The 24333-nt window shown below is 40.0% G+C and carries 17 protein-coding genes; 15 read left to right on the forward strand and 2 right to left on the reverse strand.

The features are described from left to right. Positions 1-1423, reverse strand: a 1423-nt coding sequence (locus SMSK597_RS0102185; RefSeq protein ID WP_000590287.1) for a UDP-N-acetylmuramoyl-L-alanyl-D-glutamate--L-lysine ligase, incomplete at its 3' end; no start/stop codon positions are given. A 105-nt stretch (positions 1424-1528) separates the two neighbouring features. On the opposite strand from SMSK597_RS0102185, the gene SMSK597_RS05680 reads away from it, so the two are divergent. The 14 genes from SMSK597_RS05680 (at position 1529) to SMSK597_RS05745 (ending at position 20277) form a co-directional block, all read left to right on the forward strand. Next, positions 1529-3151, forward strand: a complete 1623-nt coding sequence (locus SMSK597_RS05680; RefSeq protein WP_000017785.1) for a putative polysaccharide biosynthesis protein — start codon at positions 1529-1531, stop codon at positions 3149-3151. A gap of 207 nt (positions 3152-3358) precedes the next feature. Beyond that, positions 3359-5317 (forward strand): peptide ABC transporter substrate-binding protein, encoded by a 1959-nt coding sequence (locus tag SMSK597_RS05685; protein WP_000748523.1) that lies wholly within the window; start codon positions 3359-3361, stop codon positions 5315-5317. Positions 5318-5631: 314 nt separating this feature from the next. Next, the gene (locus tag SMSK597_RS05690; protein WP_000500944.1) at positions 5632-6087 is read left to right on the forward strand and encodes a hypothetical protein; all 456 of its coding nucleotides are present in this window, start codon (positions 5632-5634) and stop codon (positions 6085-6087) included. A gap of 164 nt (positions 6088-6251) precedes the next feature. After that, positions 6252-7346 (forward strand): cystathionine gamma-synthase, encoded by a 1095-nt coding sequence (locus SMSK597_RS05695; RefSeq protein ID WP_000031940.1) that lies wholly within the window; start codon positions 6252-6254, stop codon positions 7344-7346. 7 nt (positions 7347-7353) lie between these two features. Continuing rightward, positions 7354-8520 carry a MalY/PatB family protein gene (locus SMSK597_RS05700; RefSeq protein ID WP_000521352.1) on the forward strand — a complete coding sequence of 389 codons (1167 nt, stop codon included), beginning with the start codon at positions 7354-7356 and terminating at the stop codon, positions 8518-8520. A gap of 288 nt (positions 8521-8808) precedes the next feature. Further along, positions 8809-9951: an Abi family protein gene (locus SMSK597_RS05705; protein WP_001098290.1), complete on the forward strand. Its 1143-nt coding sequence runs from the start codon at positions 8809-8811 to the stop codon at positions 9949-9951. Between the two features lie 446 nt (positions 9952-10397). After that, positions 10398-13496 (forward strand): pilus expression-regulating Snf2 family helicase, encoded by a 3099-nt coding sequence (locus SMSK597_RS05710; RefSeq protein ID WP_001096273.1) that lies wholly within the window; start codon positions 10398-10400, stop codon positions 13494-13496. A gap of 47 nt (positions 13497-13543) precedes the next feature. Next, a complete protein-coding gene (locus tag SMSK597_RS05715; RefSeq protein WP_000808224.1) occupies positions 13544-14161 on the forward strand; it encodes a divisome accessory protein ZapJ in 618 nt (205 codons plus the stop codon). A 10-nt stretch (positions 14162-14171) separates the two neighbouring features. Next, positions 14172-15506 carry a UDP-N-acetylmuramate--L-alanine ligase gene (gene murC / locus SMSK597_RS05720; protein ID WP_000169586.1) on the forward strand — a complete coding sequence of 445 codons (1335 nt, stop codon included), beginning with the start codon at positions 14172-14174 and terminating at the stop codon, positions 15504-15506. A 9-nt stretch (positions 15507-15515) separates the two neighbouring features. Then, entirely contained in the window at positions 15516-15998 is a 483-nt protein-coding gene (locus SMSK597_RS05725) for a GNAT family N-acetyltransferase (protein ID WP_000405264.1), read from the forward strand. Continuing rightward, positions 15974-16468, forward strand: coding sequence for a GNAT family N-acetyltransferase (locus SMSK597_RS05730; RefSeq protein WP_000405919.1), 495 nt, complete (start codon positions 15974-15976; stop codon positions 16466-16468). Before SMSK597_RS05725 ends, SMSK597_RS05730 begins: the two co-directional genes overlap by 25 nt. A gap of 79 nt (positions 16469-16547) precedes the next feature. Then, entirely contained in the window at positions 16548-18293 is a 1746-nt protein-coding gene (gene mltG / locus SMSK597_RS05735) for an endolytic transglycosylase MltG (protein WP_001291442.1), read from the forward strand. A 61-nt stretch (positions 18294-18354) separates the two neighbouring features. Continuing rightward, complete coding sequence (gene greA, locus SMSK597_RS05740) at positions 18355-18837, forward strand: transcription elongation factor GreA (protein ID WP_000818750.1); 483 nt, start codon at positions 18355-18357, stop codon at positions 18835-18837. 75 nt (positions 18838-18912) lie between these two features. Continuing rightward, positions 18913-20277, forward strand: a complete 1365-nt coding sequence (locus tag SMSK597_RS05745; RefSeq protein WP_000095649.1) for an amino acid permease — start codon at positions 18913-18915, stop codon at positions 20275-20277. A gap of 127 nt (positions 20278-20404) precedes the next feature. Here SMSK597_RS05745 and SMSK597_RS05750 read toward each other — a convergent pair whose 3' ends face one another. Further along, positions 20405-21328 (reverse strand): helix-turn-helix domain-containing protein, encoded by a 924-nt coding sequence (locus SMSK597_RS05750; RefSeq protein WP_000444069.1) that lies wholly within the window; start codon positions 21326-21328, stop codon positions 20405-20407. A 191-nt stretch (positions 21329-21519) separates the two neighbouring features. Between SMSK597_RS05750 and SMSK597_RS05755 the strand changes: the two genes are divergently transcribed. Next, positions 21520-24333 carry an SEC10/PgrA surface exclusion domain-containing protein gene (locus SMSK597_RS05755; protein ID WP_000749075.1) on the forward strand — a complete coding sequence of 938 codons (2814 nt, stop codon included), beginning with the start codon at positions 21520-21522 and terminating at the stop codon, positions 24331-24333.

Below are 24333 nucleotides of genomic sequence, written 5' to 3' on the forward strand. Positions count from 1 at the left end.
CGGCATCTCCAGGATAGGCTTCTTTTTTGCCTTGGACGATTTGATAGCAATCGGCTCCCTTACCAGCGATAATAACTGCATCTAATTCGTGATTTGTGATATCCATAGCTGCCTTGATGGCCTCTTGGCGATCCGCAATTTTTTCAACAGGATGATTGATGTAGCTACTAATTTCATCTGCAATGGCCATTGGGTCCTCATAGTTGGGGTCATCAGCAGTCAAAAAGACTTGAATCTCAGGGTGCTGATTGAGGAGGAGGCCAAAGTCCTTACGACGACTTTCTCCCTTGTTTCCTGTCGAACCGAGAACCAGAGCAATTTTTCCAGTTTGATGAGTTTCAACCACATTGATGAGTTTTTTGAGACTATCCCCATTGTGGGCGTAGTCGATGAAGACCTTGGCTCCATTTTTCTGAGTCAGGACTTCCATACGACCAGGAACGCGAGTTGCAGCGATTCCTTTTTTAATGTCCTCAAGACTAGCTCCGAGACGGAGACAAGCAAGTCCAGCAGCAACGGCATTTTCTTGGTTGAAGTGACCAATCAGTTGGATATCATAGTCTCCAGCGAGTTTACCCGTAGCTGAAAAACTAAAGGCTTTGGAATTCTCGATTTGATTATTTGATTGGCTACCATAGAAATCATGGTCTTGATCTGCCACTTGTTCTTTCAAGACAGAAAAGTGGTCCATGTCACTGTTAACGATGACTGCTCGGCTATTTTCCATCAAGAGACGTTTGTGGTAGAAGTAGTCTTCAAAGCTAGGGTGTTCAATCGGGCCGATATGGTCGGGGCTGATATTGAGGAAAACTCCCACATCAAAGGTTAGACCATAGACACGTTTGACCAGATAGGCCTGACTGGATACTTCCATGATGAGGTGGGTACGGTCATTTTGCACAGCCTGATTCATCATATCAAAGAGGTCAATACTCTCAGGGGTTGTCAATGCAGACTTAAAGAAAGTCTTGCCATCTAAAGTTGTATTCATAGTCGAGAGCATAGCAGGTCGATGCCCTTGAGATAAGATGTTATAAGCGAAATAGGCTGCTGTTGTTTTACCCTTAGTACCAGTAAAGGCAAGGAGTTTGAGTTTTTCCTGTGGATTTCCATAAAATTCCATAGCTATCAAACTCATGGCTTTCTTGATATCACTGACGATAATAGCAGGAATACCAACTTCATAGTCTTCTTCAGCCACATACCAACCGAGACCTTGAGAGATGGCTGAAAGCAGAAATTCCTTCTTAAAGGCAGCACCTTTGACGAAAAAGAGGCTCTTTTCTTTGGCCTTGCGACTGTCATAGCAGATGGTGTCAAATACGACATGGCTGTAGTTGTAGTGATAATGTCCTTGGTCGATAATCTCGCGGAAGAGACCATCTTTCTTTAATATATCTAATACGGTTTCAATCTTAATCATACTTTCTATTGTAAACCGAAAGTCGTAAATTTACAAGTAACAAGGAAAAGTTTATAATGGAAGATAAGGAGTTTTTCCTAGTTATCAAAATTGAATGAGGAATCTATGTCGCACGAAAACAATCACCAGCAGGCCCAGATGTTACGGGGGACTGCTTGGTTAACGGCTAGTAATTTTATCAGTCGCCTACTCGGGGCCATCTATATTATCCCTTGGTATATCTGGATGGGATCTTATGCAGCTACGGCAAATGGTCTCTTTACCATGGGTTACAATATCTATGCTTGGTTCTTGCTGGTTTCAACAGCAGGTATTCCAGTTGCGGTGGCCAAGCAAGTTGCCAAGTATAATACCATGCGAGAAGAGGAGCATAGCTTTGCCCTGATTCGGAGCTTTTTAGGATTTATGACAGGACTAGGCCTCGTTTTTGCCCTAATCTTGTATGTCTTTGCTCCTTGGCTAGCAGACTTATCTGGCGTGGGCAAAGACTTGATACCGATCATGCAAAGCTTGGCTTGGGGAGTCTTGATTTTCCCATCTATGAGTGTTATCCGAGGATTTTTCCAAGGGATGAATAACCTGAAGCCTTATGCCATGAGTCAAATTGCTGAGCAGGTCATTCGTGTTATCTGGATGCTTCTAGCAACCTTTATCATTATGAAGCTCGGTTCAGGAGATTACCTAACAGCGGTTACCCAATCGACCTTTGCGGCCTTTGTCGGCATGGTAGCTAGTTTTGCAGTTTTGGTCTATTTCCTTGCTCAAGAAGGGTTACTCAAAAGAGTCTTTGAAACGAGGGATAAGATTAACAGCAATCGTCTCTTGGTTGATACCATTAAGGAAGCTATTCCTTTTATATTGACAGGGTCTGCCATCCAGCTCTTCCAGATTTTGGACCAGATGACCTTTATCAATAGTATGAGCTGGTTTACCAACTACAGCAACGAGGACTTGGTTGTCATGTTTTCTTATTTCTCAGCCAACCCAAATAAAATCACTATGATTTTGATTTCTGTAGGGGTTTCAATTGGGGGTGTCGGTTTACCACTTTTGACTGAAAACTATGTCAAGGGGGACTTGAAGGCAGCTTCTCGTCTGGTTCAGGACAGCATTACCATGCTTTTTGTATTCCTGCTACCAGCAACGGTTGGAGTGGTCATGGTAGGAGAACCTCTTTATACAGTCTTTTATGGCAAGCCAGATAGTTTGGCTATGGGCTTGTTTGTCTTTGCAGTTTTGCAGTCTACTATTTTAGGCTTGTACATGGTCTTGTCTCCAATGCTTCAGGCCATGTTCCGCAACCGCAAGGCCGTTCTCTATTTTATCTATGGTTCTATTGCCAAGCTAGTCTTGCAAATACCTACCATCGCCCTCTTCCACAGTTACGGACCCTTGATTTCCACTACAATCGGCCTCGTTATTCCTAATGTCTTGATGTATCGGGACATTTGTCAAGTAACTGGTGTTAAGCGCAAGGTGATTTTGAAGCGAACCATTTTAATCAGTTTGTTGACCTTTGTTATGTTCATCGGTGTCGGTGCCATCCAGTGGATTTTAGGATTTGTATTCCAACCAAGTGGACGTTTGTGGAGCTTCCTTTATGTAGCCCTTGTCGGTGCCATGGGTGGAGGAGTATACGGGGTCATGAGTCTCCGTACCCGTTTGTTGGATAAGGTGATTGGAAAAGCCCAAGCAGATCGCCTGCGAGCAAAATTAAAAATTTCTTAAAAAAATAATTTATAAATAAAATGAATAAGTTGAGTTTTTTAAAAATCAAAACACTCTCTTATTCATTTTTTATTGTTAGAATTGGATATGAAATGTAAAACAGAGAATAAATAATGAAAGTAATTGAATTTTATGTCAAAAAACACTTGACTAAAAAGTAGTTAGTTTGTATAATAAAACAAATATTTAAATCAGGAGGTTCTGGAGATGAAAAAGTCTAAGGCCAAGTATGCAACACTTGCAGGTATCGTGTTAAGTGCAGGTATTTTGTTAAGCGCGTGTGGAAATTCTAGCACAGGATCAAAAACATATAACTATGTTTACTCAAGCGATCCATCTAGTTTGAACTATCTAGCAGAAAACCGTGCAACAACAAATGATATTGTGACCAATCTGGTAGATGGTCTCATGGAAAATGACCAATACGGGAACTATGTTCCATCCTTGGCAGAGGATTGGAGTGTTTCTAAGGACGGTTTGACCTATACTTACAAACTTCGTAAGGATATTAAGTGGTATACTTCAGATGGGGAAGAATATGCTCCTGTAACTGCCCAAGATTTTGTGACAGGTTTGAAATATGCGGCTGATAAAAAATCAGAAGCCTTGTACTTAGTGCAAGAATCTGTTGCTGGTTTAGATGACTATATCACTGGTAAAACAAGCGACTTTTCAACTGTCGGAGTCAAGGCTCTTGATGACCAAACTGTTCAGTACACTTTGACACGACCAGAATCTTACTGGAACTCAAAAACAACTTCAACCATTCTCTTCCCAGTCAATGCGGATTTCTTGAAATCAAAAGGGGATGATTTTGGGAAGGTAGACCCATCTAGCATTTTGTACAATGGTCCTTTCTTGATGAAATCCTTTGTTTCAAAATCAGTTATCGAATTCAAGAAAAATCCTAGTTACTGGGATGCTAAAAATGTTTTTGTAGATGATGTGAAATTGGCCTATTATGATGGTAGTGACCAGGATGCACTGGCTCGTAACTTCGTGGAGGGGGCTTATAGCTATGCTCGTCTCTATCCAAACAGTTCAAGCTTTGAAGGAATTAAAGAGAAGAATAAGGACAATATCATCTATAGCATGCAAGATGCTACTTCTTACTTCTTAAACTTTAACCTAGATAGAAAATCTTATAAATTCACTTCCAAGACAAGTGATGCTGAGAAGAAATCGACTCAAGAAGCGGTTCTTAACAAAAACTTCCGCCAAGCCATTAATTTTGCCTATGACCGTACAGCCTACGGGGCTCAATCTCAGGGAGAAGATGGTGCAACTAAGATTTTGCGTAACTTGGTTGTTCCTCCAAACTTCGTAAGTATCAACGGAAAAGACTTTGGTGAAGTAGTAGCCTCTAAGATGGTGAATTATGGTAAAGAATGGCAAGGAATCAACTTTGCGGATGCCCAAGATCCATACTACAATGCTGAAAAAGCCAAGGCTAAATTTGCAGAGGCTAAGAAAGAACTCCAAGCTAAAGGAGTTCAATTCCCTATCCACTTAGATAAAACTGTAGATTTGACAAATAAGGCAGAAATTCAAGGAATCAATTCCATGAAGCAATCAATAGAATCTGTCTTAGGTGCAGATAATGTTGTGATTGATGTTCATCAACTTTCTACAGAGGACTATGAAAGTTCAGGTTATCTTGCTCAAACTGCAGCTCAGAAGGATTATGATCTTTACAACGGTGGTTGGAGTCCAGACTATCAAGATCCTTCAACCTATCTTGACGTCTTTAACGTTAATTCTGGTGGTTTGATGCAAAATCTAGGTATAGAGCCTGGTGAAGCCAATGATAAAGCCAAGGCTGTTGGACTGGATGTCTACACTCAAATGTTGGAAGAAGCTAATAAGGAGCAAGATCCAGCTAAACGTTATGACAAATATGCGGATGCCCAAGCTTGGTTGGTGGATAGCTCTCTAGCAATTCCAAATGTTTCACTTGGTGGAACACCAACATTGAGAAAAATTGTTCCTTTCTCAACACCATATTCATTGGCTGGTAATAAAGGGGTTGAATCTTATAAATACCTCAAATTACAAGATAAGACAGTCACAAAAGACGAATATGAAAAAGCCAAAGAAAAATGGTTGAAAGAAAAAGAAGAATCTAATAAAAAAGCCCAAGAAGAATTGGCAAAACATGTGAAATAGGGATTTTTCAAGAAAAACGATGGTTTCGAAAGAAGCTGTCGTTTTTTATAGAATGATGGCAAATTTGGGCTGAAAGTGTTTACATTTTTTAATTGGTTTACTGAATTTATGTTATAATGAATATAACAAAAACATGAGGAACTATTTTCGAAAGTCTCTTCCAGCGTTAATGGAAGTATGCACATGTTAGGATGATTTTATAGGAGGGATGCTGTCTACTAAAAAAGTAAGATAAAACGTAACAAATGATAAGTTCTTCGTTTATGTGAAGAATTCTTAACTGGCTATTTAGTGATTTTTATGGAGGTATCATCATGGGCGCTATTATGGAGTTTGCAACAGAAAAACAGATTGCATCATTTCTTTCAACTTGTCGCATTGAAGGGCAAAAGAATTTTCTGATGGCTTTTAAGAAAAAGACATTGCTGAAATCTTTTATTGATTTTTTCATTATAGGAGGTAGTTACTATGTTCAGTCGAGTGTGAAGCCTAAGATTCTGGCATTCACACCTAAGGGAATCTACTTGATGGACATCAGTGATGTAACTGGAAATCGTTCTAATCAAGTCGTAGAGATGCCTTGGAATCAAGTCAAAGATTTTACTTATCAGACAGTCTTGAATACAGTTAGGCTGAACTGGCACTATCAAAATGAAGACTACATTTTTTCTGTGGATGTCGGTCAGATTAGTCAGCATGTGGGCCAGTATCAATTTAATAAAGACCATTATGACTATTTAGCCCAACACGATTTCTTTCAGTCTAAGTAAGGCCTAGCAATCATTTTCACAAAAGAATCTGGAAACTTTTCTGGATTCTTTTTAGCTTTACTCGATGAATCTATAGTTTGAAACTATAACTAGCTCTTGAAAAGAAGAAAATGAGTTGATGAAAATAAGTGGTACAATAGTTACTATAGATTTGGAGGAATTGTATGAGCAAGGAATTACACATTAACACAATTTTGGCCCAGGCGGGTATTAAGTCAGATGAAGCGACAGGTGCCTTGGTGACACCGCTTCATTTTTCAACGACCTATCAGCATCCAGAGTTTGGGAAATCTACTGGATTTGACTATACACGCACTAAAAACCCCACTCGCAGTAAGGCGGAAGAAGTCTTGGCGGCCATTGAGTCCGCAGACTATGCCCTAGCTACTAGCTCAGGGATGTCAGCTATTGTACTGGCCCTTAGCGTTTTTCCAGTAGGAAGTAAGGTTTTGGCTGTTCGTGACCTTTACGGTGGTTCTTTCCGCTGGTTCAATCAAGTGGAGCAGGAAGGCCGTTTCCATTTTACCTATGCCAATACAGAAGAAGAATTGATTGCCGAGTTGGAGAAGGATGTGGATGTTCTCTATATTGAAACACCAACCAATCCCTTGATGTTGGAATTTGATATCGAAAAACTAGCAAAATTGGCTCATGCTAAGGGTGTCAAAGTGGTGGTGGACAATACCTTCTACAGCCCTATCTACCAACGTCCGATTGAAGATGGAGCAGATATTGTTCTCCATTCAGCAACCAAGTATCTAGCAGGCCACAATGATGTCTTGGCTGGAGTGGTTGTGACCAATAGTTTAGAACTATACGAGAAGCTTTTTTACAATCTCAATACGACAGGGGCAGTCTTGTCTCCATTTGACAGTTATCAATTGATTCGTGGTCTCAAGACCTTGTCTCTTCGTATGGAGCGCTCAACAGCCAATGCCCAAGAAGTGGTTGCCTTTTTGAAGGATTCTCCAGCAGTTAAGGAAGTTCTCTATACGGGTCGTGGGGGCATGATTTCCTTTAAAGTAGCCGATGAAACACGCATTCCTCATGTTTTAAACAGTCTCAAGGTCTTCTCTTTTGCGGAAAGTTTAGGCGGGGTAGAAAGTCTCATTACTTATCCAACGACTCAAACTCACGCTGATATTCCAGCAGAAGTACGCCATTCTTATGGTTTGACAGATGACCTCTTGCGCTTGTCAATTGGGATTGAGGATGCTAGAGATTTGATTGCAGATTTGCGCCAAGCCTTAGAAGGATAAGACAAAGATGGGAAAATATGATTTTACAAGCCTGCCCAATCGTTTAGGGCACCATACCTATAAATGGAAAGAGGCAGAAACGGATAGTGAAGTTCTACCAGCTTGGATAGCGGATATGGACTTTGTGGTCTTGCCTGAAATCCGCCAAGCCGTGCAAACTTATGCGGATCAACTGGTCTATGGCTATACCTATGCCAGTGATGATTTAATTAAGGAAGTTCAAAAGTGGGAAGCCACACAACACGGTTACCACTTTGACAAAGAGGCTCTTGTCTTTATCGAGGGTGTGGTACCAGCCATCTCAACAGCTATTCAAGCCTTTACAAAAGAAGGCGAGGCGGTTCTGATTAACACACCTGTCTATCCACCTTTTGCTCGCAGTGTCAAGTTGAACAATCGCAGATTGATTACCAATTCTTTGGTGGAAAAGGATGGTCTGTTTGAGATTGACTTTGATCAACTTGAAAAGGATTTGGTGGAAGAGGATGTCAAACTTTATATTCTCTGCAACCCTCACAATCCTGGTGGACGTGTTTGGGAAAAGGAAGTGTTGGAGAAGATTGGCCAACTCTGTCAAAAACACGGTGTTTTCTTGGTTTCGGATGAGATTCACCAAGATTTGGCCCTCTTTGGCCACAAACACCAGTCTTTCAATACTGTCAACCCTGACTTTAAAGAATTTGCTATCGTCTTGACCAGTGCCACTAAAACCTTTAATATTGCTGGGACAAAAAATTCCTATGCAGTCATTGAAAATCCTAAGTTGAGATTGGCTTACCAGAAGCGCCAGTTGACCAATAATCAGCATGAAATTTCAGGCTTGGGCTATTTGGCGACAGAAGCTGCTTATCGCTATGGGAAGGATTGGTTAGAGGAACTCAAGCAAGTCTTTGAAGACCACATCAATTATGTGGTGGATTTATTTGGAAAAGAGACTAAAATCAAGGTCATGAAACCGCAAGGAACCTACTTGATTTGGCTTGATTTTTCAGCCTATGACCTGACTGATGAAAGATTGCAAGAGCTGTTGAGAAATGAAGCTAAGGTTATCCTCAACCGTGGTTTGGATTTTGGAGAGGAAGGGAGTCTCCATGCCCGTCTCAATGTAGCCATGCCAAAATCCCTGCTGCAAGAAGTTTGTCAGCGGATTGTGACGACTTTTGCCAAACGTTAAAAATCGTTTTTATTATTTTTTAAATATTTTTAAAAAATATTTTCACTTATAAAACACAATATATAGAGGTCCTTGAGGCCTCTATATATATCTTGTGTTCTTACGTCTAAAAATAGCGCCATATATGGATTTTTTGGTTAAAAAAGATTGGAGCTACTACATTTGGTGGTATGGAAGGGGGTTTACAAAAAATTGGGATTAGGCTATAATAATTGTACAAGAACTCCCAAGGCTCCCTTTGATTAATCAATCAAATAGTTTTGCGAGGCTTTTTTTTTAGGGTGAATGATGAATACAACTGATGAAAAAATTAAGGTAAAAAATATTTCTGTCAATTATTATGCACTAGTCCCTGATGAAAACTTTTCAATGAAAGAATTTCTTGAATTTGATAAGTTGAAGAAGAAGCTTGCTAGACCAGTAAAGAAAACAGGTGCTAAAGTAATAATTAATGAGTCTGATGAGGCTTTCGCTAAACAGTTCCTTTTTCAGACAAATTATTATGATTTTTCAATATACAGAAAGTGTTTACCGAAACGAGAAGATACTACTTTTTCTTTTCAAGACTGTGTTGAACTTTATGAATTCAATTCATTTTTGAGAGAAAATTTGATGAAATTTACTGGTAAAATAGAATTGTTAATCAAATCTTCTATTATCCATACTTTATGTAGCAATTATGAAGGGAATTTACAAAAAGGCGAGTGCTATTTAGATAAATCAATTTATAAAAATGAAAATGATTATCAGGAATTTATTGAAAGAATTGGAATGAGATTATTTGAATTAAAAGCTAAATCTCTTCCAATAAGTCACTATGTGAGTAATAAAGATTGCAAGTTTCCTTTTTGGGTTGTTGTACCTGAGCTGACTTTTGGAGAAACAACTAAAATAATTGAGCAGTTGAATGATAAATTTTATAGTTTATGGGTTGAAGAGTTGTTTCTTAGTAATGATTATTATAAAAATGATGCTAACATGCAGGACCATATTATATCTGCAAGTAGAAGTTGGATTTCTGCCACATGGTTTATTAGGAATGTTTGTGCACATTATGGCAGATTATACGCACGTAACTTTAATATAGGTGTTCCAAGATTGTACACACCAGTTTTTCGGAAGATGAAAGAGTATGGGAAGAAAAAAACAGATAATAAAGACTTATTTGCCTATATGCTGGCAATAAAACAAATTCTTATTTGTCATAATTCGAGCATTCATGATGAGTGGGATAGCTTTATTAACGAAATTGAAAGAAAATTTATGACTAGCAGTATCATAGAAAAAACTAAAATAGGTTTTCCGGAATGCTGGAAGGATTGTTTAATAATTAAAAATGTGAATTTAAGCCAAATTGATGAAAGTAAAATTCATAATGGCGTTCTTAATAAACTGTTATTGGTTTTGAAAAAATTTTATATAAAGTTCTGAAAGTACTTAATAAAAATATGAATGAATTATATAGTAGTTTCCACAAAAATACCATAATTGGTAAATTCAGCTAAAATCAGATATTTTTAAATAGTAAAATTGTTGATTGCATGCTATTTTAATTGATATAAAAACATTGAGTTAGAACTCAAAATTCAGTGTCCGCAAGGACGTGCCGGTTCGACCCCGGCCGCCGGTATAGTATAGAGGGTAACTTCTAAAACTAAGTTCCAGTTTCCCCCAACCTAGCTTTTAGTATGAGAAAAATGCGTGAAATCAGTGGAAATCCATCTTAGACTAACTTCCAGTTTTGGGAGAGAGGTGGAAGTTACTTTGAGAAGTTACGAGCTTTAACGATCCAGCCTTCTAGGAGAAAAGTCTTCCTAGAAGGCTATTTTCATAGGGGAAAATATGGTATAATAAAAAGATAAGGTAAAGGTAAAAATATGGCTAAATTGATTCCGGGGAAAGTCCGTATCGAAGGCGTTGCCCTTTATGAAACTGGTAAGGTTGACATCATCAAGGAAAAGAACAATCGGCTCTACGCTCGCGTCGCAGAAGAAGAACTGCGCTATAGTTTAGAGGATGATTTAGTTTTTTGTGCCTGTGATTTTTTCCAAAAGAGGGGCTACTGTGTGCATTTGGCTGCGCTAGAGCATTTTTTGAAAAATGATGAGCGTGGTCAGGAAATCTTGCAGAATCTGGAAGAAGGTCATGAAGAAAAAGAGGCCGTTGAAACCAAGGTGACCTTGGGTGGCAAATTTTTAGAACGAATCTTATCTCCAAAATCAGACCGCTCCTATGAGTTGTCGGCAGTGGGGCAGGTGGAAGCAGGAACCAATCATATCTTGTGGACGCTGAGAATTGGACAAATCAATAGCCAAAAATACTACGTCATTCGGGATATTCCACTCTTTTTAAGGATTGTCGAGCAGAGAAAGTCTTATATGATTGGCAAGATTTATGAGGAGTCTCTTTCTTGGGAAGCCTTTGATAAGGCTAGCCAAGAACTTCTGACTTTCTTACGAGGACTGATGGAGGAAGGACAGGCTCCAGACCTCTTTTTCCAAAACCAAGGTCGGCATCTCTTTTTTCCTCTGACCTTTTTTGAGCAGGGTGTGAATTTACTGATGACCTTGCCCCATTTTCAATTTGACCATCAAGTAGATAGTTACCCAACCCTGCTCTTTCAGGATATGCATGCTGATGCCAATCTATTTGCCTTTACAGTAACAGAATACTCGGACTATTTTGAAATGGAAATCAGCGAGAGTCCGAGGGTCAATGCCTTTTATCAGGGAGCTGTGCTTTTCCATAAAGGACAGGTTTATTTTCTAACAGACCAGCAGATGCGTCTTCTCAAGGAAATCAAAGCGCTACCTTTGGATCAACATGGAAAGAAATACCTGCAATTTGATAGCAGTGACCGAGATAAGTTGGCTTCCTGTCTAACTCTTTTTAGCCAAATGGGGACCGTTTCAGCTCCAGAACGTCTACAAATCAAAACTTTTGCACCCTCTTTTTACTTTGACAGGGAAGAGGATACTCGGATTCGTTTAGAAATTCAGTTTGATTATGGAGACAGGAAGGTATCTAGCCGACAAGAGCTAGAAGAATTACCTTTTTCGAGTGATGCTGACTTAGAAGAAAGAGTTTTCCAAGTCTGTTTGGCAGCGGGATTTGAAGTAGATTTTCAATCTTGGCGTCAGGCCTTAAAAGCGGAGTCTGTCTATCATTTCTTTCATGACATCATTCCAGTTTTTGAAAAACTTGGGAATGTTGACCTATCAGACAAGCTAGAAGAAATTTATAGTCTAGCAAGCTCGCAAGTGCAGATTGCTTCCAAGGGAGGTCTCTTGGAAATCCAATTTGATTTTCAAGATATTGCCCAAGAGGAAATTGATCAAGCCATGCAGGCCTTGGTTGCCAATCAAGATTTTTACATTGATTCGTCCAATCGAGTCTACTTTTTCGATGAAGAAACCAAGAAAATTCGCCAAAATCTACAGGAACTGGGGCAGTTTGAATTAAAAGATGGTGCCTTGCAGGCTCGGAAATCCTTGGCCTACAGTTTAGCTCATCTCTTTGAAGGGCGAGACCGTGTTTCTTTTTCACAAGAATTCCAGAATCTGGCTCATGATTTGACGCATCCAGAGGACTTCCCTAGACAAGCAACTCAGGTTCAGGCTGATTTGCGAGATTATCAGGAAAAGGGAATCGGCTGGCTGCAAATGCTCCATCATTATGGTTTTGGTGGGATTTTGGCTGATGATATGGGATTGGGTAAAACCCTGCAGACCATTGCTTTTTTGACCAGTCAAGTGACAAAAGAAAGTCGGGTTTTGATTCTCGCTCCATCTGGTTTGATTTACAACTGGGCAGATGAATTTCAGAAATTTGCCCCACAGTTGGATGTGGCTGTTGTTCATGGTTTGAAAACTAGTCGTGAGGAGATTCTTGCTGAGAGCCATCAAATCTATGTGACGAGCTATGCTACCTTCCGTCAGGACAGTGAACTTTATCAGGGGATGGCCTTTGACTTCCTTTTCTTAGATGAGGCTCAGGTCATGAAAAATGCCCAGACTAAGATCGCCCAGACCTTGAGACAATTTGTGGTGCCGTCGGTCTTTGCCCTGTCAGGGACTCCGATTGAAAACCATCTAGGTGAGCTGTGGTCTATTTTCCAAATCGTCATGCCAGGACTTTTGCCAAGCAAGAAAGAATTTATGAAATTACCAGCTGAGCGCGTTGCTCAGTTTATCAAACCTTTCGTGATGCGGCGAAAGAAAGAAGAAGTTCTGACTGAATTGCCAGACTTGATTGAAGTGGTTTATAAAAATGAACTGGAAGACCAGCAAAAGGCTATCTACCTAGCTCAGTTGCAACAGATGAGAGATAGATTGGCTCAAGTGTCAGTTCAGGAATTTCAGCGAAGTCGTGTGGAAATCTTGTCTGGTCTGATGCGCTTGCGCCAAATCTGTGACACTCCTGCCCTCTTTATGGAAGATTATCAGGGAGCCAGTGGCAAACTGGATAGTCTCCGAGACCTGCTGGTACAGGTGGCAGACGGTGGACATCGTGTCTTGATTTTCTCGCAGTTCAAGGGAATGTTGGAGAAAATTGAACAAGAACTGCCAGACTTGGGCTTGACTTCCTTTAAAATTACGGGTTCAACCCCAGCCAAGGAAAGACAAGATATGACCAAGGCCTTTAATCAAGGGGAAAGAGATGCCTTTCTGATTTCTCTTAAGGCGGGTGGTGTCGGTCTGAACCTAACAGGTGCTGATACGGTTATTTTGGTTGACCTTTGGTGGAATCCTGCGGTGGAGGCGCAAGCCATTGGCCGTGCCCATCGGATGGGTCAGGAAGAAACGGTTGAGGTCTATCGCTTGGTGACCAAGGGAACCATTGAAGAAAAAATACAGGAACTCCAAGAACAGAAGAAACATCTGGTGTCACAAGTATTGGATGGCACAGAGTCACGTGGCAGTCTGACCCTAGCAGAAATTAGAGAAATTTTGGGAATTTCTGAAGCCAGCACTTGAAAAATCAAGACAATACGCTATAATGAAGTGTTGAAAGGAAATAGAAAATGAAACAAGAACGATTTCCATTGGTGTCAGATGACGAGGTCATGTTGACTGAAATGCCAGTCATGAACTTGTATGATGAGTCTGATCTGATCAGTAATATCAAGGGTGAGTATCGAGATAAAAATTATTTAGAATGGGCTCCTATTGCTGAAGAAACACCAGTCAAACCGATTGAAAAGCAAGTCGAGAAACCTAAAAAAGCTCCTTTAGGGGTTAAAAAAGAAGGAAAGAGTTATGCAGAGGTGGCGCGTGAAGAAGCGCGTGCAGACTTGAAAAAGAAACGCTCTGCTAACTATCTAACTCAGGATTTCAGCCGTGCGAGACGTCATTCTAAATCCGGCCTTGTTAGACAGGGTAACCAACCGACAGCGCCTTTCCAAAAGGAAAATCCTGGTGAATTTGTCAAATATAGCCAAAAATTGACTCAGTCTCATTATATCTTGGCGGAAGAAGTTCATTCTATCCCTACCAAGAATGAAGAAGTGTCAGCACCTGCTCCAAAGAAAAACAACTATGATTTTCTAAAGAAGAGCCAAATCTACAATAAAAAAAGTAAACAAACAGAACAAGAACGTCGGGTTGCCCAAGAGTTGAATCTGACAAGAATTACAGAATAGGGGAGAAAACATGACAAAGACATATCATTTTATCGGGATTAAGGGATCAGGGATGAGTGCCTTGGCCTTGATGTTGCACCAAATGGGGCATAAGGTACAGGGATCAGATGTTGAAAAGTACTACTTTACTCAACGTGGTCTTGAGCAGGCAGGAATTACTATTCTTCCTTTTGATGAAAAGAATCTAGACGGTGATATGGAAATTATCGCTGGAAATGCCTTCCGTCCAGATAACAACGTCGAAATTGCCTATGCAGACCAAAATGGTATCAGCTACAAACGCTATCATGAATTTCTAGGTAGCTTTATGCGTGACTTTGTTAGCATGGGAGTTGCTGGAGCGCACGGAAAAACTTCAACGACAGGTATGTTGTCTCATGTCTTGTCTCACATTACAGATACCAGCTTCTTGATTGGGGATGGGACAGGTCGTGGTTCAGCTAATGCCAAATATTTTGTCTTTGAATCTGACGAATATGAGCGTCACTTTATGCCTTACCACCCAGAATACTCTATTATCACCAACATTGACTTTGACCATCCAGACTATTTCACAAGTCTCGAGGATGTTTTCAATGCCTTTAACGACTATGCCAAACAAATTACCAAGGGTCTCTTTGTCTACGGTGAAGATGCGGAGTTGCGTAAAATTACGTCTGATGCACCAATTTATTATTATGGTTTTGAAGCAGAAGGTAATGACTTTGTAGCTAGTGAGCTTCTTCGTTCGACAACTGGTTCAACCTTCACAGTTCACTTCCGTGGACAAGAATTGGGTCAATTCCACATCCCAACATTTGGTCGTCACAATATCATGAATGCGACAGCCGTTATTGGTCTTCTTTACACAGCAGGATTTGATTTGAACTTGGTGCGTGAGCACTTGAAAACATTTGCCGGTGTTAAGCGTCGTTTCACTGAGAAAATTGTCAATGACACAGTGATTATCGATGACTTTGCCCACCATCCAACAGAAATTATTGCGACCTTGGATGCGGCTCGTCAGAAATACCCAAGCAAGGAAATTGTAGCAGTCTTCCAACCGCATACCTTTACAAGAACCATTGCCTTGTTGGACGAATTTGCTCACGCTTTGAACCAAGCGGATGCTGTTTATCTAGCGCAAATTTATGGGTCAGCTCGTGAAGTAGATCATGGTGATGTTAAGGTAGAAGACCTAGCCCAAAAAATCAACAAAAAACACCAAGTGATCACTGTTGAAAATGTTTCACCACTCCTTGACCATGACAATGCTGTCTATGTCTTTATGGGAGCAGGAGACATCCAAACCTATGAATACTCATTTGAGCGTCTCTTGTCCAACTTGACAAGCAATGTTCAATAGGATGTTCTTATGGAAATTCCAATTAAGATCATTCAGGCAAGTGATGCTGATTTGGCTGAGATAGAGGCACTTCAAACTTTGTCTTTGTTAGCTGAAAAGCAGCTGACTTCCCATATTTTAGAAGAAAGTATCCGTAAGTGTGCGGATACCTTTCTTCTAGCTAGGGATGAAAATCAACTGTTAGGCTATATTCTATCAAGTCCTCAGTCAGACAATCCGCAATGTCTAAAAGTACTTTCTTTAGTCATTGAGTCTGACCATCAGAGACAGGGATTGGGAACACTTCTTCTTGCAGCTTTGAAAGAGGTGGCAGTTGAGCTGGAGTACAAGGGGATTCGTTTGGAGAGTCCTGATGAGCTGCTTTCCTATTTTGAAATGAACGGTTTTATTGATGAAGAAACCTCCCTTTATGTAACTAGCCAGGGCTATAGTATGATTTGGTTTAATCCCTTTTATCTGGAGGCACAATGGAAATCAGACAAGCAAAATTAGAAGATTTGGATCGTATCGTTGAGATTGAACTAGAAAATTTCTCGATTGAAGAAGCCATTCCTCACTCTGTTTTTGAGGCGCATTTGAGAGAAATTCAGACCTCGTTTCTGGTTGCGGAAAAAGAAGGTAAGATTATTGGTTATATCGAAGGGCCAGTTGCCCCTCACCGCTATCTACAAGACCAGTCTTTTACAGAAGACATAAAAGACTATAGTCATGAGCCTGGTGGCTATATCTCTGTGACCTGTCTGTCTATTGCCAAGGAGGCACAGGGAATAGGACTAGGTCAGAAATTGCTAACAACCTTGAAAGAACTTGCTCTTGAAGATGAGAGAGAAGGCATTAACCTAACCTGTCATGACTATCTTATCGCCTACTATGAAAAACACGGATTTGTTAACGAAGGCTTGTCCCAGTCAACCTTTGCAGGGGAAACTTGGTATGATATGATATGGGAAGGTAAAAAATAAGCTAGAAAAGCATGCTAGGTTGCTTTTCTTTCGTTTTTAAGATATAATATTATGGATTGTCAACGAGGAGGATAAACTTTTGAGTGAAAAGCCAAGAGAAGACGAAAAATTAAGCTTTAAAGAGCAGATTTTACGTGATTTAGAACGCGTCAAAAAATATGAAGAAGATCAGGAAGAAGTTAATTTAGCTTCAATAAAATCCCAACTTTCTTCTAAAAATGATCAGTCGATAGAAGAGCTAATGGAAGATTCTCTATCAGCTGTAGAGGATATTGTGAGAAACGCTCCTACCGTGCCGACTCACCCCAGCCAAGATTTACCAGCTTCTCCAGCAGATGAGATAAAAAGAGAAACTCTTACTGTTCCAAGTCATCCCAGTCAAGATGCTCCTTCTTCTCCCGCGGAAGAGGCTGTAAGACAAGCTCCACTTGCTCCTAGTCACCCGAGTCAAGAAGGACCTTCTACTCCATCAGCGGAGGGAGTATCAAGACCAACTCCAGGACCTGTTAGTCCTAGAAACGTAGAGAAGGAATTTAATGAAATTTCAACAAGGGTAGCTGTTTCTTATAAGACAGAAGGGCAGAAAGAAGTAGTAAAAAAAGAAGTTCCTACTTCAAAACCAGTAGAGGAAAAGAAAGTTGTAGAAGAAATGCCTGCAACTCCACGTCGTAGCCGTCGTGAGACAGTTCAGCCTACTAAGAAGAAAAAATCAGGATTCAAGACCTTCTTTATTTCATTACTAATTTTCCTAGGATTGATTTCAGCAGGTGGTTACTTCGGTTATCAGTATGTTCAGTCGTCTTTGCAGCCTGTGGATGCTTCATCTAAACAATATGTGACAGTGCAAATCCCAGAAGGGGCTAATGTTCAAACAATTGGTTCAACTCTTGAAAAGTCTGGCTTGATTAAACACGGGGTGATTTTTGCTTTTTATGCGAAATATAAAAATTATTCAGATTTGAAATCTGGCTATTACAATTTGCAAAAGAGCATGAGTACAGAAGCTATCATTCACGAACTACAAAAAGGTGGAACAGCTGAAGCTCAAGAACCTGCGCTTGCGAATTTAACAATTCCAGAAGGTTATACGATTGATCAAATTGCACAAGCAGTAGGTCAATTGCAAGGTGAATTCAAAGAGCCTTTGACAGCGGATGCCTTTCTAGCAAAAGTTCAAGATGAGAGCTTTATCAGTCAAGAAGTTGCCAAATATCCGAGTCTACTTGAAAGCTTGCCTACAAAGGAAAGTGGCGTTCGTTACCGTTTGGAAGGATTCCTCTTCCCAGCTACATATTCTATCAAGGAAAGTACAACTATTGAAAGCTTGATTGATGAGATGTTGGCAGCTATGGACAAGACTTTGGCACCTCATTACAGTACGATTAAGTCTAAGAATTTGACGGTCAATGAATTGCTGACCATTGCTTCTCTTGTCGAAAAAGAAGGAGCTAAGACTGAAGATCGTAAGTTGATTGCAGGTGTATTCTACAATCGCTTGAATCTTGGTATGCCACTTCAAAGCAATATTGCCATCTTGTATGCCCAAGGCAAACTTGGTCAGAAGATTAGTCTTGCCGACGATGCTGGAATTGATACATCGATTAATTCACCATACAATGTTTATACAAATCTAGGCCTCATGCCTGGTCCGGTAGATAGTCCAAGCTTGGATGCTATCGAGTCAAGTATCAATCAGACTAAGAGTGATAACCTTTACTTTGTTGCAGATGTGACAGATGGTAAGGTCTACTATGCTAGCAATAAAGAAGAACATGATCGGAATGTTGCCGACCATGTCAACAGCAAATTAAACCAAACAAACTAAAATTATGTGATACTTCACATAATTTTAGTTAGAAAATATCATCAGAAGAAAGTTGAGAAAAATGGCAGAAAAAACATATCCTATGACCCTTGCGGAAAAGGAAAAACTTGAAAAAGAATTAGAAGAATTGAAATTGGTTCGCCGTCCAGAAGTGGTAGAACGCATTAAGATTGCCCGTTCATACGGTGACCTTTCTGAAAACAGTGAATACGAAGCGGCTAAGGATGAACAAGCCTTTGTCGAAGGACAAATCTCTAGCTTGGAAACAAAAATCCGTTATGCTGAAATCGTCAATAGTGACTCAGTTGCCCAAGACGAAGTAGCGATTGGTAAAACAGTCACTATCCAAGAAATTGGTGAGGATGAAGAAGAAGTTTATATTATCGTAGGTTCAGCTGGTGCGGATGCCTTTGCAGGTAAAGTTTCAAATGAAAGTCCAATTGGACAAGCCTTGATTGGTAAGAAAACAGGTGACACAGCAACTATTGAAACACCTGTTGGTAGCTATGATGTAAAAATCTTAAAGGTTGAAAAAACAGCCTAAAAACAGAAGAAAGGAGTGGGGAGGCAGTGCGCTTCACTCACTCCTTTTTCCATTTTAAATTGAATTGGAGACGATATGAGTTCAAAGAAGAAAAAAAATAAGATGGAGCGTGGTCTGACCAATCGTCACGTGCAGGTTATGGCCATTGCGGGAACAATTGGAACAGGACTCTTTTTGGGAGCAGGTCGCTCTATCAGCCTAACAGGTCCTTCCATTGTACTGATTTATATGATTACTGGAGCCTTTATGTTCCTCATGATGCGTGCGGTTGGGGAAATGCTTTATCAAGATCCTGAGCAACATACCTTTATCAACTTTATCACGCGTCATTTGGGTAAGGGCTGGGGTTATTTCTCAGTTTGGTCTTACTGGCTATCCGTTGTCTTTATCGGTATGGCGGAAATCACAGCTATCTCTCACTACGTTCAGTTTTGGTTCCCTAGCTGGCCAAGTTGGATGATTGAGATTGGATTTTTGACCATTCTAGCCTTGGTCAATCTGATTGCAGTTAAGCTCTTTGGGGAAGTTGAGTTTTGGTTTGCTATGGTCAAGATTGTGGCTATTTTAGCTATGATTGCCACAGGAGTCTTTATGGTCTTGACAGGCTTTAAGACACCTCATGGAGTAGCAAGTTTAGCAAATATTACTGACAATTTCTCCCTCTTCCCAAATGGTGGAGTTAACTTTGTCATGGCCTTCCAGATGGTTTTCTTTGCCTACCTTATGATTGAGTTTATCGGGGTCACAACTTCAGAAACAAAAAATCCACGTCAGGTCTTGCCAAAAGCCGTTAAGGAAATTCCTTTGCGTATCGCCTTTTTCTACGGTGGTGCCCTCTTAGCCATCATGGCTATCATTCCCTGGCGTGAACTTGCATCGGCTGATTCTCCTTTTGTAACAGTATTTGAATTGGCAGGTATCAAGTGGGCAGCGGCCTTGATTAACTTTGTCGTTTTGACGTCAGCAGCATCTGCTCTTAATTCAACCCTTTATTCAACAGGTCGTCATTTGTATCAGATTGCCCATGATTCGCCCAATCCATTCTTAAAGGCTATCAAGGCAGATACTCTTTCCCGTCACAACGTACCACAAAATGCCATCATCGCCTCAGCAATTTTGATTGCCCTAGCAGCCTTTATCAACGTATTGCCAGGTGTTTCCGATGCCTTTGCCTTGATTACGGCATCATCATCAGGTGTCTATATCGCCATTTATATCTTGATTATGCTGGCTCACCTTAAATACCGCAAGTCACCAGACTTTATGGCAGATGGTTATCTCATGCCCCATTATCGTTTCCTAAATCCTTTAACCATGCTCTTCTTTGCCTTTGTCTTTGTAACCCTCTTTTTACAAGAGTCTACATTTGTCGGAGCAATCGGTTCAGCTATTTGGATTATCGGTTTCGGGATTTATAGCCAGTGGAAATTTAGAAAATAGATTAAGGACTCATCAACTCAGGTTGGTGGGTTTTTGCTTTAAAATCAAGTCAAAAAAGCACCAGAGTCTAAAGGTGACTTTGGTGCTTTAAAGTTATAAACATTTTGCTCTGAACTGATGTTGATAGTTATTCTACATCTTCCATAGGGAATGGAATGCCAGTTTTATTCAGTCGTTGAACTTCTTGGATAAATGTATTTTTACAATTATACATAAATGATAGTGGGAAAAAGTCGTTTTGGGCATCAATGTAATGAATCACAGCTTTAGCTCGTTCAATAGACTTAGGATTATTTTGTCGAAGCAGATTGTATACTTCATACATGTTCACATAAAATATACTAATAAGTGAAAATCGAGTGAAATGATCTTGAGTTAGTAATAATTTTAGTTTATCGATAAGTTTTTCTGCATTCTGGTAATATCCACAACGAGAGTAAACCTTAATCAAACTGATTAATGGACTAATGTGGACTACTGAAAAATATGGACTTTTAGATTTTGAATTTTCTAAATTATTGCTGATTATTTTTTCTAGGTACTCAAGAAACTTTTTTTCAAAAGATAGATTTCTAATATTAAATAGAATGTCTAAAATATAAAAATCATATGAATAGAAAGTTTCTAACCTAGAAATATAGTTCATTAGGTTGTCGACAGCTTCTAACTCATTAGGTGTATATAGTTCTATTGTCTTTGATTTTACTATGAGTAGGAGCATAATATAATAGTCTAACGGATTGTGCCAATCTTTTTTCCCTCCAAGTATTTCTCTAGCTTTTAAAAAATCTTTGTTATCAAGAGCTAGAAAGATATTATTTACTTTATGAAAATTTTCTTCCGGAGTTTTAAGTAATTCATCGATATCAGAAACTTCTACATTTAGTTTATCTAATAAATAAAAAAATGTATCTACTTTAACAGTGGAGAGTCCTTTTTCAAAACGACTGAGATTATTGGGAGTAATGGCATCTCCAGCAGCCTCTTTGAGGCTCATATTGCGATCTTGACGGATTTTTTGAATGATTTCTCCATAGTGTTTTGATTCCATGATAGTCTCCTTAAGTTTTATTGATTTTATTATAACTTAAATTTCTCCATTTTTGAAAAAATCTACTGTTTTTAGTAGATTTTTTTGGAAAATCTGGGGGGGGGATAAAATTCTACTATTTTCGGTAGAAATATCCAAAAAGGAGTTTCTTTACTGTATAATCAAGTCAATCAAAAGTAAAGGAGATAAGGATGAAAAAGTCCCTAATTATGACAACTGCTACTCTTGCGGCAACCCTTGGTGCTGCGGCAACTTCTACAACGGTATTCGCTACTGAGGCTCCAACTGAAAATACGGTTAACGCCACAGTCAACAATAAGGTCACAGACAAAGACCTGTCTGACGCTGAAAAACACGCTGTAGATACAGCAAAAGATGCCGACCAAAAAGCAAAAGATGCTGGTCAGGCTAAAGACAAGCTTGACAAGACACAAAAAGACAAAGACGCCAAAACAGCTGAAAAAGATGCCCTTGAAAAAGACCTTGAAAAGGCAAAAGACGCTACACCTGAAAAAATCAAAGATGAAACTGATGATGTAGACGCTAAAGAAAAGGCTAAAGCTGACAAAGACGCGGATGTTAAAGATAAGGCGAACCAAGTCAACAACAAGTCTGATGAAGCCAAACGCGCTAAAGCTGAACTTGATAAGGCTCGTACAGGGGTTGAAAAGGCTGACAAAGAGCTGAAAGACGCAACGGACGACTTTGACCCAGCAGCTAAAGAAAAGGCTCAAAAAGAAAAAGATAACGCGGATAAAGATGTGCGTATCAAAGACCAAGCCAAACGCGATGTGGAAACAGAGCTTGAAAAAGCAAAAAAAGCCGACAAAACGCGTGAAGCTAAGAAAAGTCAAGAACGTCAAAACAAAGCTGACAAAGAAGCGGATAAGACAGCAAAAGAAGGCGATGTAAGAGACGCGGAACAAACTATCAAAGACGCGGAAGAAAAGCTAAAAACAGCTCAATATCCGACAGAGGTCATCCTAACGCTAGAATGGCGTGACAAAGCGAAAGAGTTGATTCACAAATACAAAGAATCTTATCCAGAACCATATCCAGATTTGACTGGTATGGACCTTGACCAAATTGACAAAGCTGGCGAAGCATGGAGAGCTCGCTATAACGTTTGGTTGGAACAATATCGTAAAGATATTCGCCGACTAGAAGATGAACTCATTAAATTAGACCGACAAGCCAATGAAAATTGGACGAATCGAATCCGCAACATCAGAAAAAATGGACTTCAAGACGACAACACAGACGTCAAATATGACCCAAATAACCTCCCTCAAGATGTTGTTGATGAATTGAATGACCGATTTATTACCCTTCTCAACAGTCTTCGTAAACAATTGAACTTGCCAGAGGCAAAACTCAATACAAATAAAAAAGATTTTGCCAAAGAAGTCGCAAAAGTTTACAAAGACAATGACTACCAAGGTAAAGGGCACTTCGGAAGAGGCATTAACGAGGTCGCTCGTAAACGAGGATTAGCAACTTCTGCCAATCCAGGTGTTGAAACGACTAGGCAATATTATGAAAACCTCCTGACTCTCTTTACTAGAACTGATAAAATGACCAAACAAGAACTCATTGCAAATTTGACAGAGAATTTTTTGTCGTTATTTGCGGAAGGATATACGAATAGGCACTACGGTCACTTCTATAGCCTACTACAAGCTGACAGCTTAGGATTGAACACCTCTCTTATCAAAGGGGGACAAATTTTAGATGCCCTTGGTTCTCAATATTGGACACACCTCTTCCGTATTCACGTTTTGAATGTGAAAAACGCAGATTCTATCGACAACGCTGATACAGACATCAAAAAAGCTAAGTTTGACGAACTCTATGGGCCAAACTCTAAGGCTAATCTTCCAACCCCAACGGTGAAAGACAAGGGACAAATCGAAGCAGAATTAGAAAAAGCTAAAGCAGACAAGAAAACAGCTGAAGACAACTTGAAACAAGTGAAAACAGAGCTTCAAGAAATTGAGAAACGCATTGCCGACTTGGAAAAAGAAGTGTCTGAAACGCCAGCTAAAGAAGCAAAACGTACCGAAGCGGTCAAAGAGCTAGAAAAAGCTAAAGAAAAAGCAGAAGACGCTCAACGTAAGCTAGAACATGCAACGCTTGACGACAATGCCAAAACCCGACGTTTAGAAAACGCTCGCAAGGCAAAAGCCGAAGCGGACAAAGAATTGGCTAAGAAACTGGCTGAAAGTCAACAAAAAGACAAAGAATTGGAAACTGCGAAGATTGAGCGTTTGAAAGCCGACAAAGAGTTGAAAGACGCAGAAGGCGCACTCCAAAAGGCAAAAGACAAGTTAGCAGAGACACTTCGTTTAAGCCAAGAAAAAGCCAAACTGGAAGAAGAATTGAAAGCTAAGTCAAAAGAGTTGGATGAACTCGGCAAACACGTAGACGACTTAAAACGTGACGTGAAACAAAAAGAAGACGAAGCGGAAAAAGCTCGTGAGGTCAAAGATGAAGCAGAACGCGAGTATCAAAAATTGCTCCTACGTAAGACAATCGACGACGCACTTATTCCAGAACAACCAGAATTCAAAGGTGGGGTAAATGGTGAAGGTCTAATCCAACCGGAACTTCCAGAATTCCCAATGGAGAAGTTGCCTGTTTATGAACCAAAAGTTGAACAACCTAAGGTAGAACAACCGAAAGTTGATGAGCCTAAGAATGAAAAACCTAAGGTAGAAGAGCCAGGCAAGGATCCAAGTCAAGAACCGAGCAAAGAACCAGGAAAAGAGCCAGGTCAAGAACGGGGCAAAAAGACAGGTAAAGAGCCAGGTCAATCTGGTGACCAAGATGTGAAACCTGTGGGACCAGCACCAAGCTACCAAGCACCAGCAGTTCTGTCTCAAGCGAAACAAGAAGCTGTACAAAAAGCATTGCCAAATACTGGAAGTCAAGTGAGCCTACTAGCTTTATTAGGATATGGCTTCTTAGCAGGATTAGGAATTGCTTTAAAGAAAAAAGAGGGATAA

The sequence above is a fragment of the Streptococcus mitis SK597 genome (assembly GCF_000148545.1).
Lineage (GTDB): Bacteria > Bacillota > Bacilli > Lactobacillales > Streptococcaceae > Streptococcus > Streptococcus mitis_C.

What these genes read in the sequence shown, in the direction of transcription:
- SMSK597_RS05680 (WP_000017785.1), top strand. Translation starts at nt 1,529, where the DNA reads ATGTCGCACGAAAACAATCACCAGCAGGCCCAGATGTTACGGGGGACT.
- SMSK597_RS05685 (WP_000748523.1), top strand. Translation starts at nt 3,359, where the DNA reads ATGAAAAAGTCTAAGGCCAAGTATGCAACACTTGCAGGTATCGTGTTA.
- SMSK597_RS05690 (WP_000500944.1), top strand. Translation starts at nt 5,632, where the DNA reads ATGGGCGCTATTATGGAGTTTGCAACAGAAAAACAGATTGCATCATTT.
- SMSK597_RS05695 (WP_000031940.1), top strand. Translation starts at nt 6,252, where the DNA reads ATGAGCAAGGAATTACACATTAACACAATTTTGGCCCAGGCGGGTATT.
- SMSK597_RS05700 (WP_000521352.1), top strand. Translation starts at nt 7,354, where the DNA reads ATGGGAAAATATGATTTTACAAGCCTGCCCAATCGTTTAGGGCACCAT.
- SMSK597_RS05705 (WP_001098290.1), top strand. Translation starts at nt 8,809, where the DNA reads ATGAATACAACTGATGAAAAAATTAAGGTAAAAAATATTTCTGTCAAT.
- SMSK597_RS05710 (WP_001096273.1), top strand. Translation starts at nt 10,398, where the DNA reads ATGGCTAAATTGATTCCGGGGAAAGTCCGTATCGAAGGCGTTGCCCTT.
- SMSK597_RS05715 (WP_000808224.1), top strand. Translation starts at nt 13,544, where the DNA reads ATGAAACAAGAACGATTTCCATTGGTGTCAGATGACGAGGTCATGTTG.
- murC (WP_000169586.1), top strand. Translation starts at nt 14,172, where the DNA reads ATGACAAAGACATATCATTTTATCGGGATTAAGGGATCAGGGATGAGT.
- SMSK597_RS05725 (WP_000405264.1), top strand. Translation starts at nt 15,516, where the DNA reads ATGGAAATTCCAATTAAGATCATTCAGGCAAGTGATGCTGATTTGGCT.
- SMSK597_RS05730 (WP_000405919.1), top strand. Translation starts at nt 15,974, where the DNA reads ATGGAAATCAGACAAGCAAAATTAGAAGATTTGGATCGTATCGTTGAG.
- greA (WP_000818750.1), top strand. Translation starts at nt 18,355, where the DNA reads ATGGCAGAAAAAACATATCCTATGACCCTTGCGGAAAAGGAAAAACTT.
- SMSK597_RS05745 (WP_000095649.1), top strand. Translation starts at nt 18,913, where the DNA reads ATGAGTTCAAAGAAGAAAAAAAATAAGATGGAGCGTGGTCTGACCAAT.
- SMSK597_RS05750 (WP_000444069.1), bottom strand. Translation starts at nt 21,328, where the DNA reads ATGGAATCAAAACACTATGGAGAAATCATTCAAAAAATCCGTCAAGAT.
- SMSK597_RS05755 (WP_000749075.1), top strand. Translation starts at nt 21,520, where the DNA reads ATGAAAAAGTCCCTAATTATGACAACTGCTACTCTTGCGGCAACCCTT.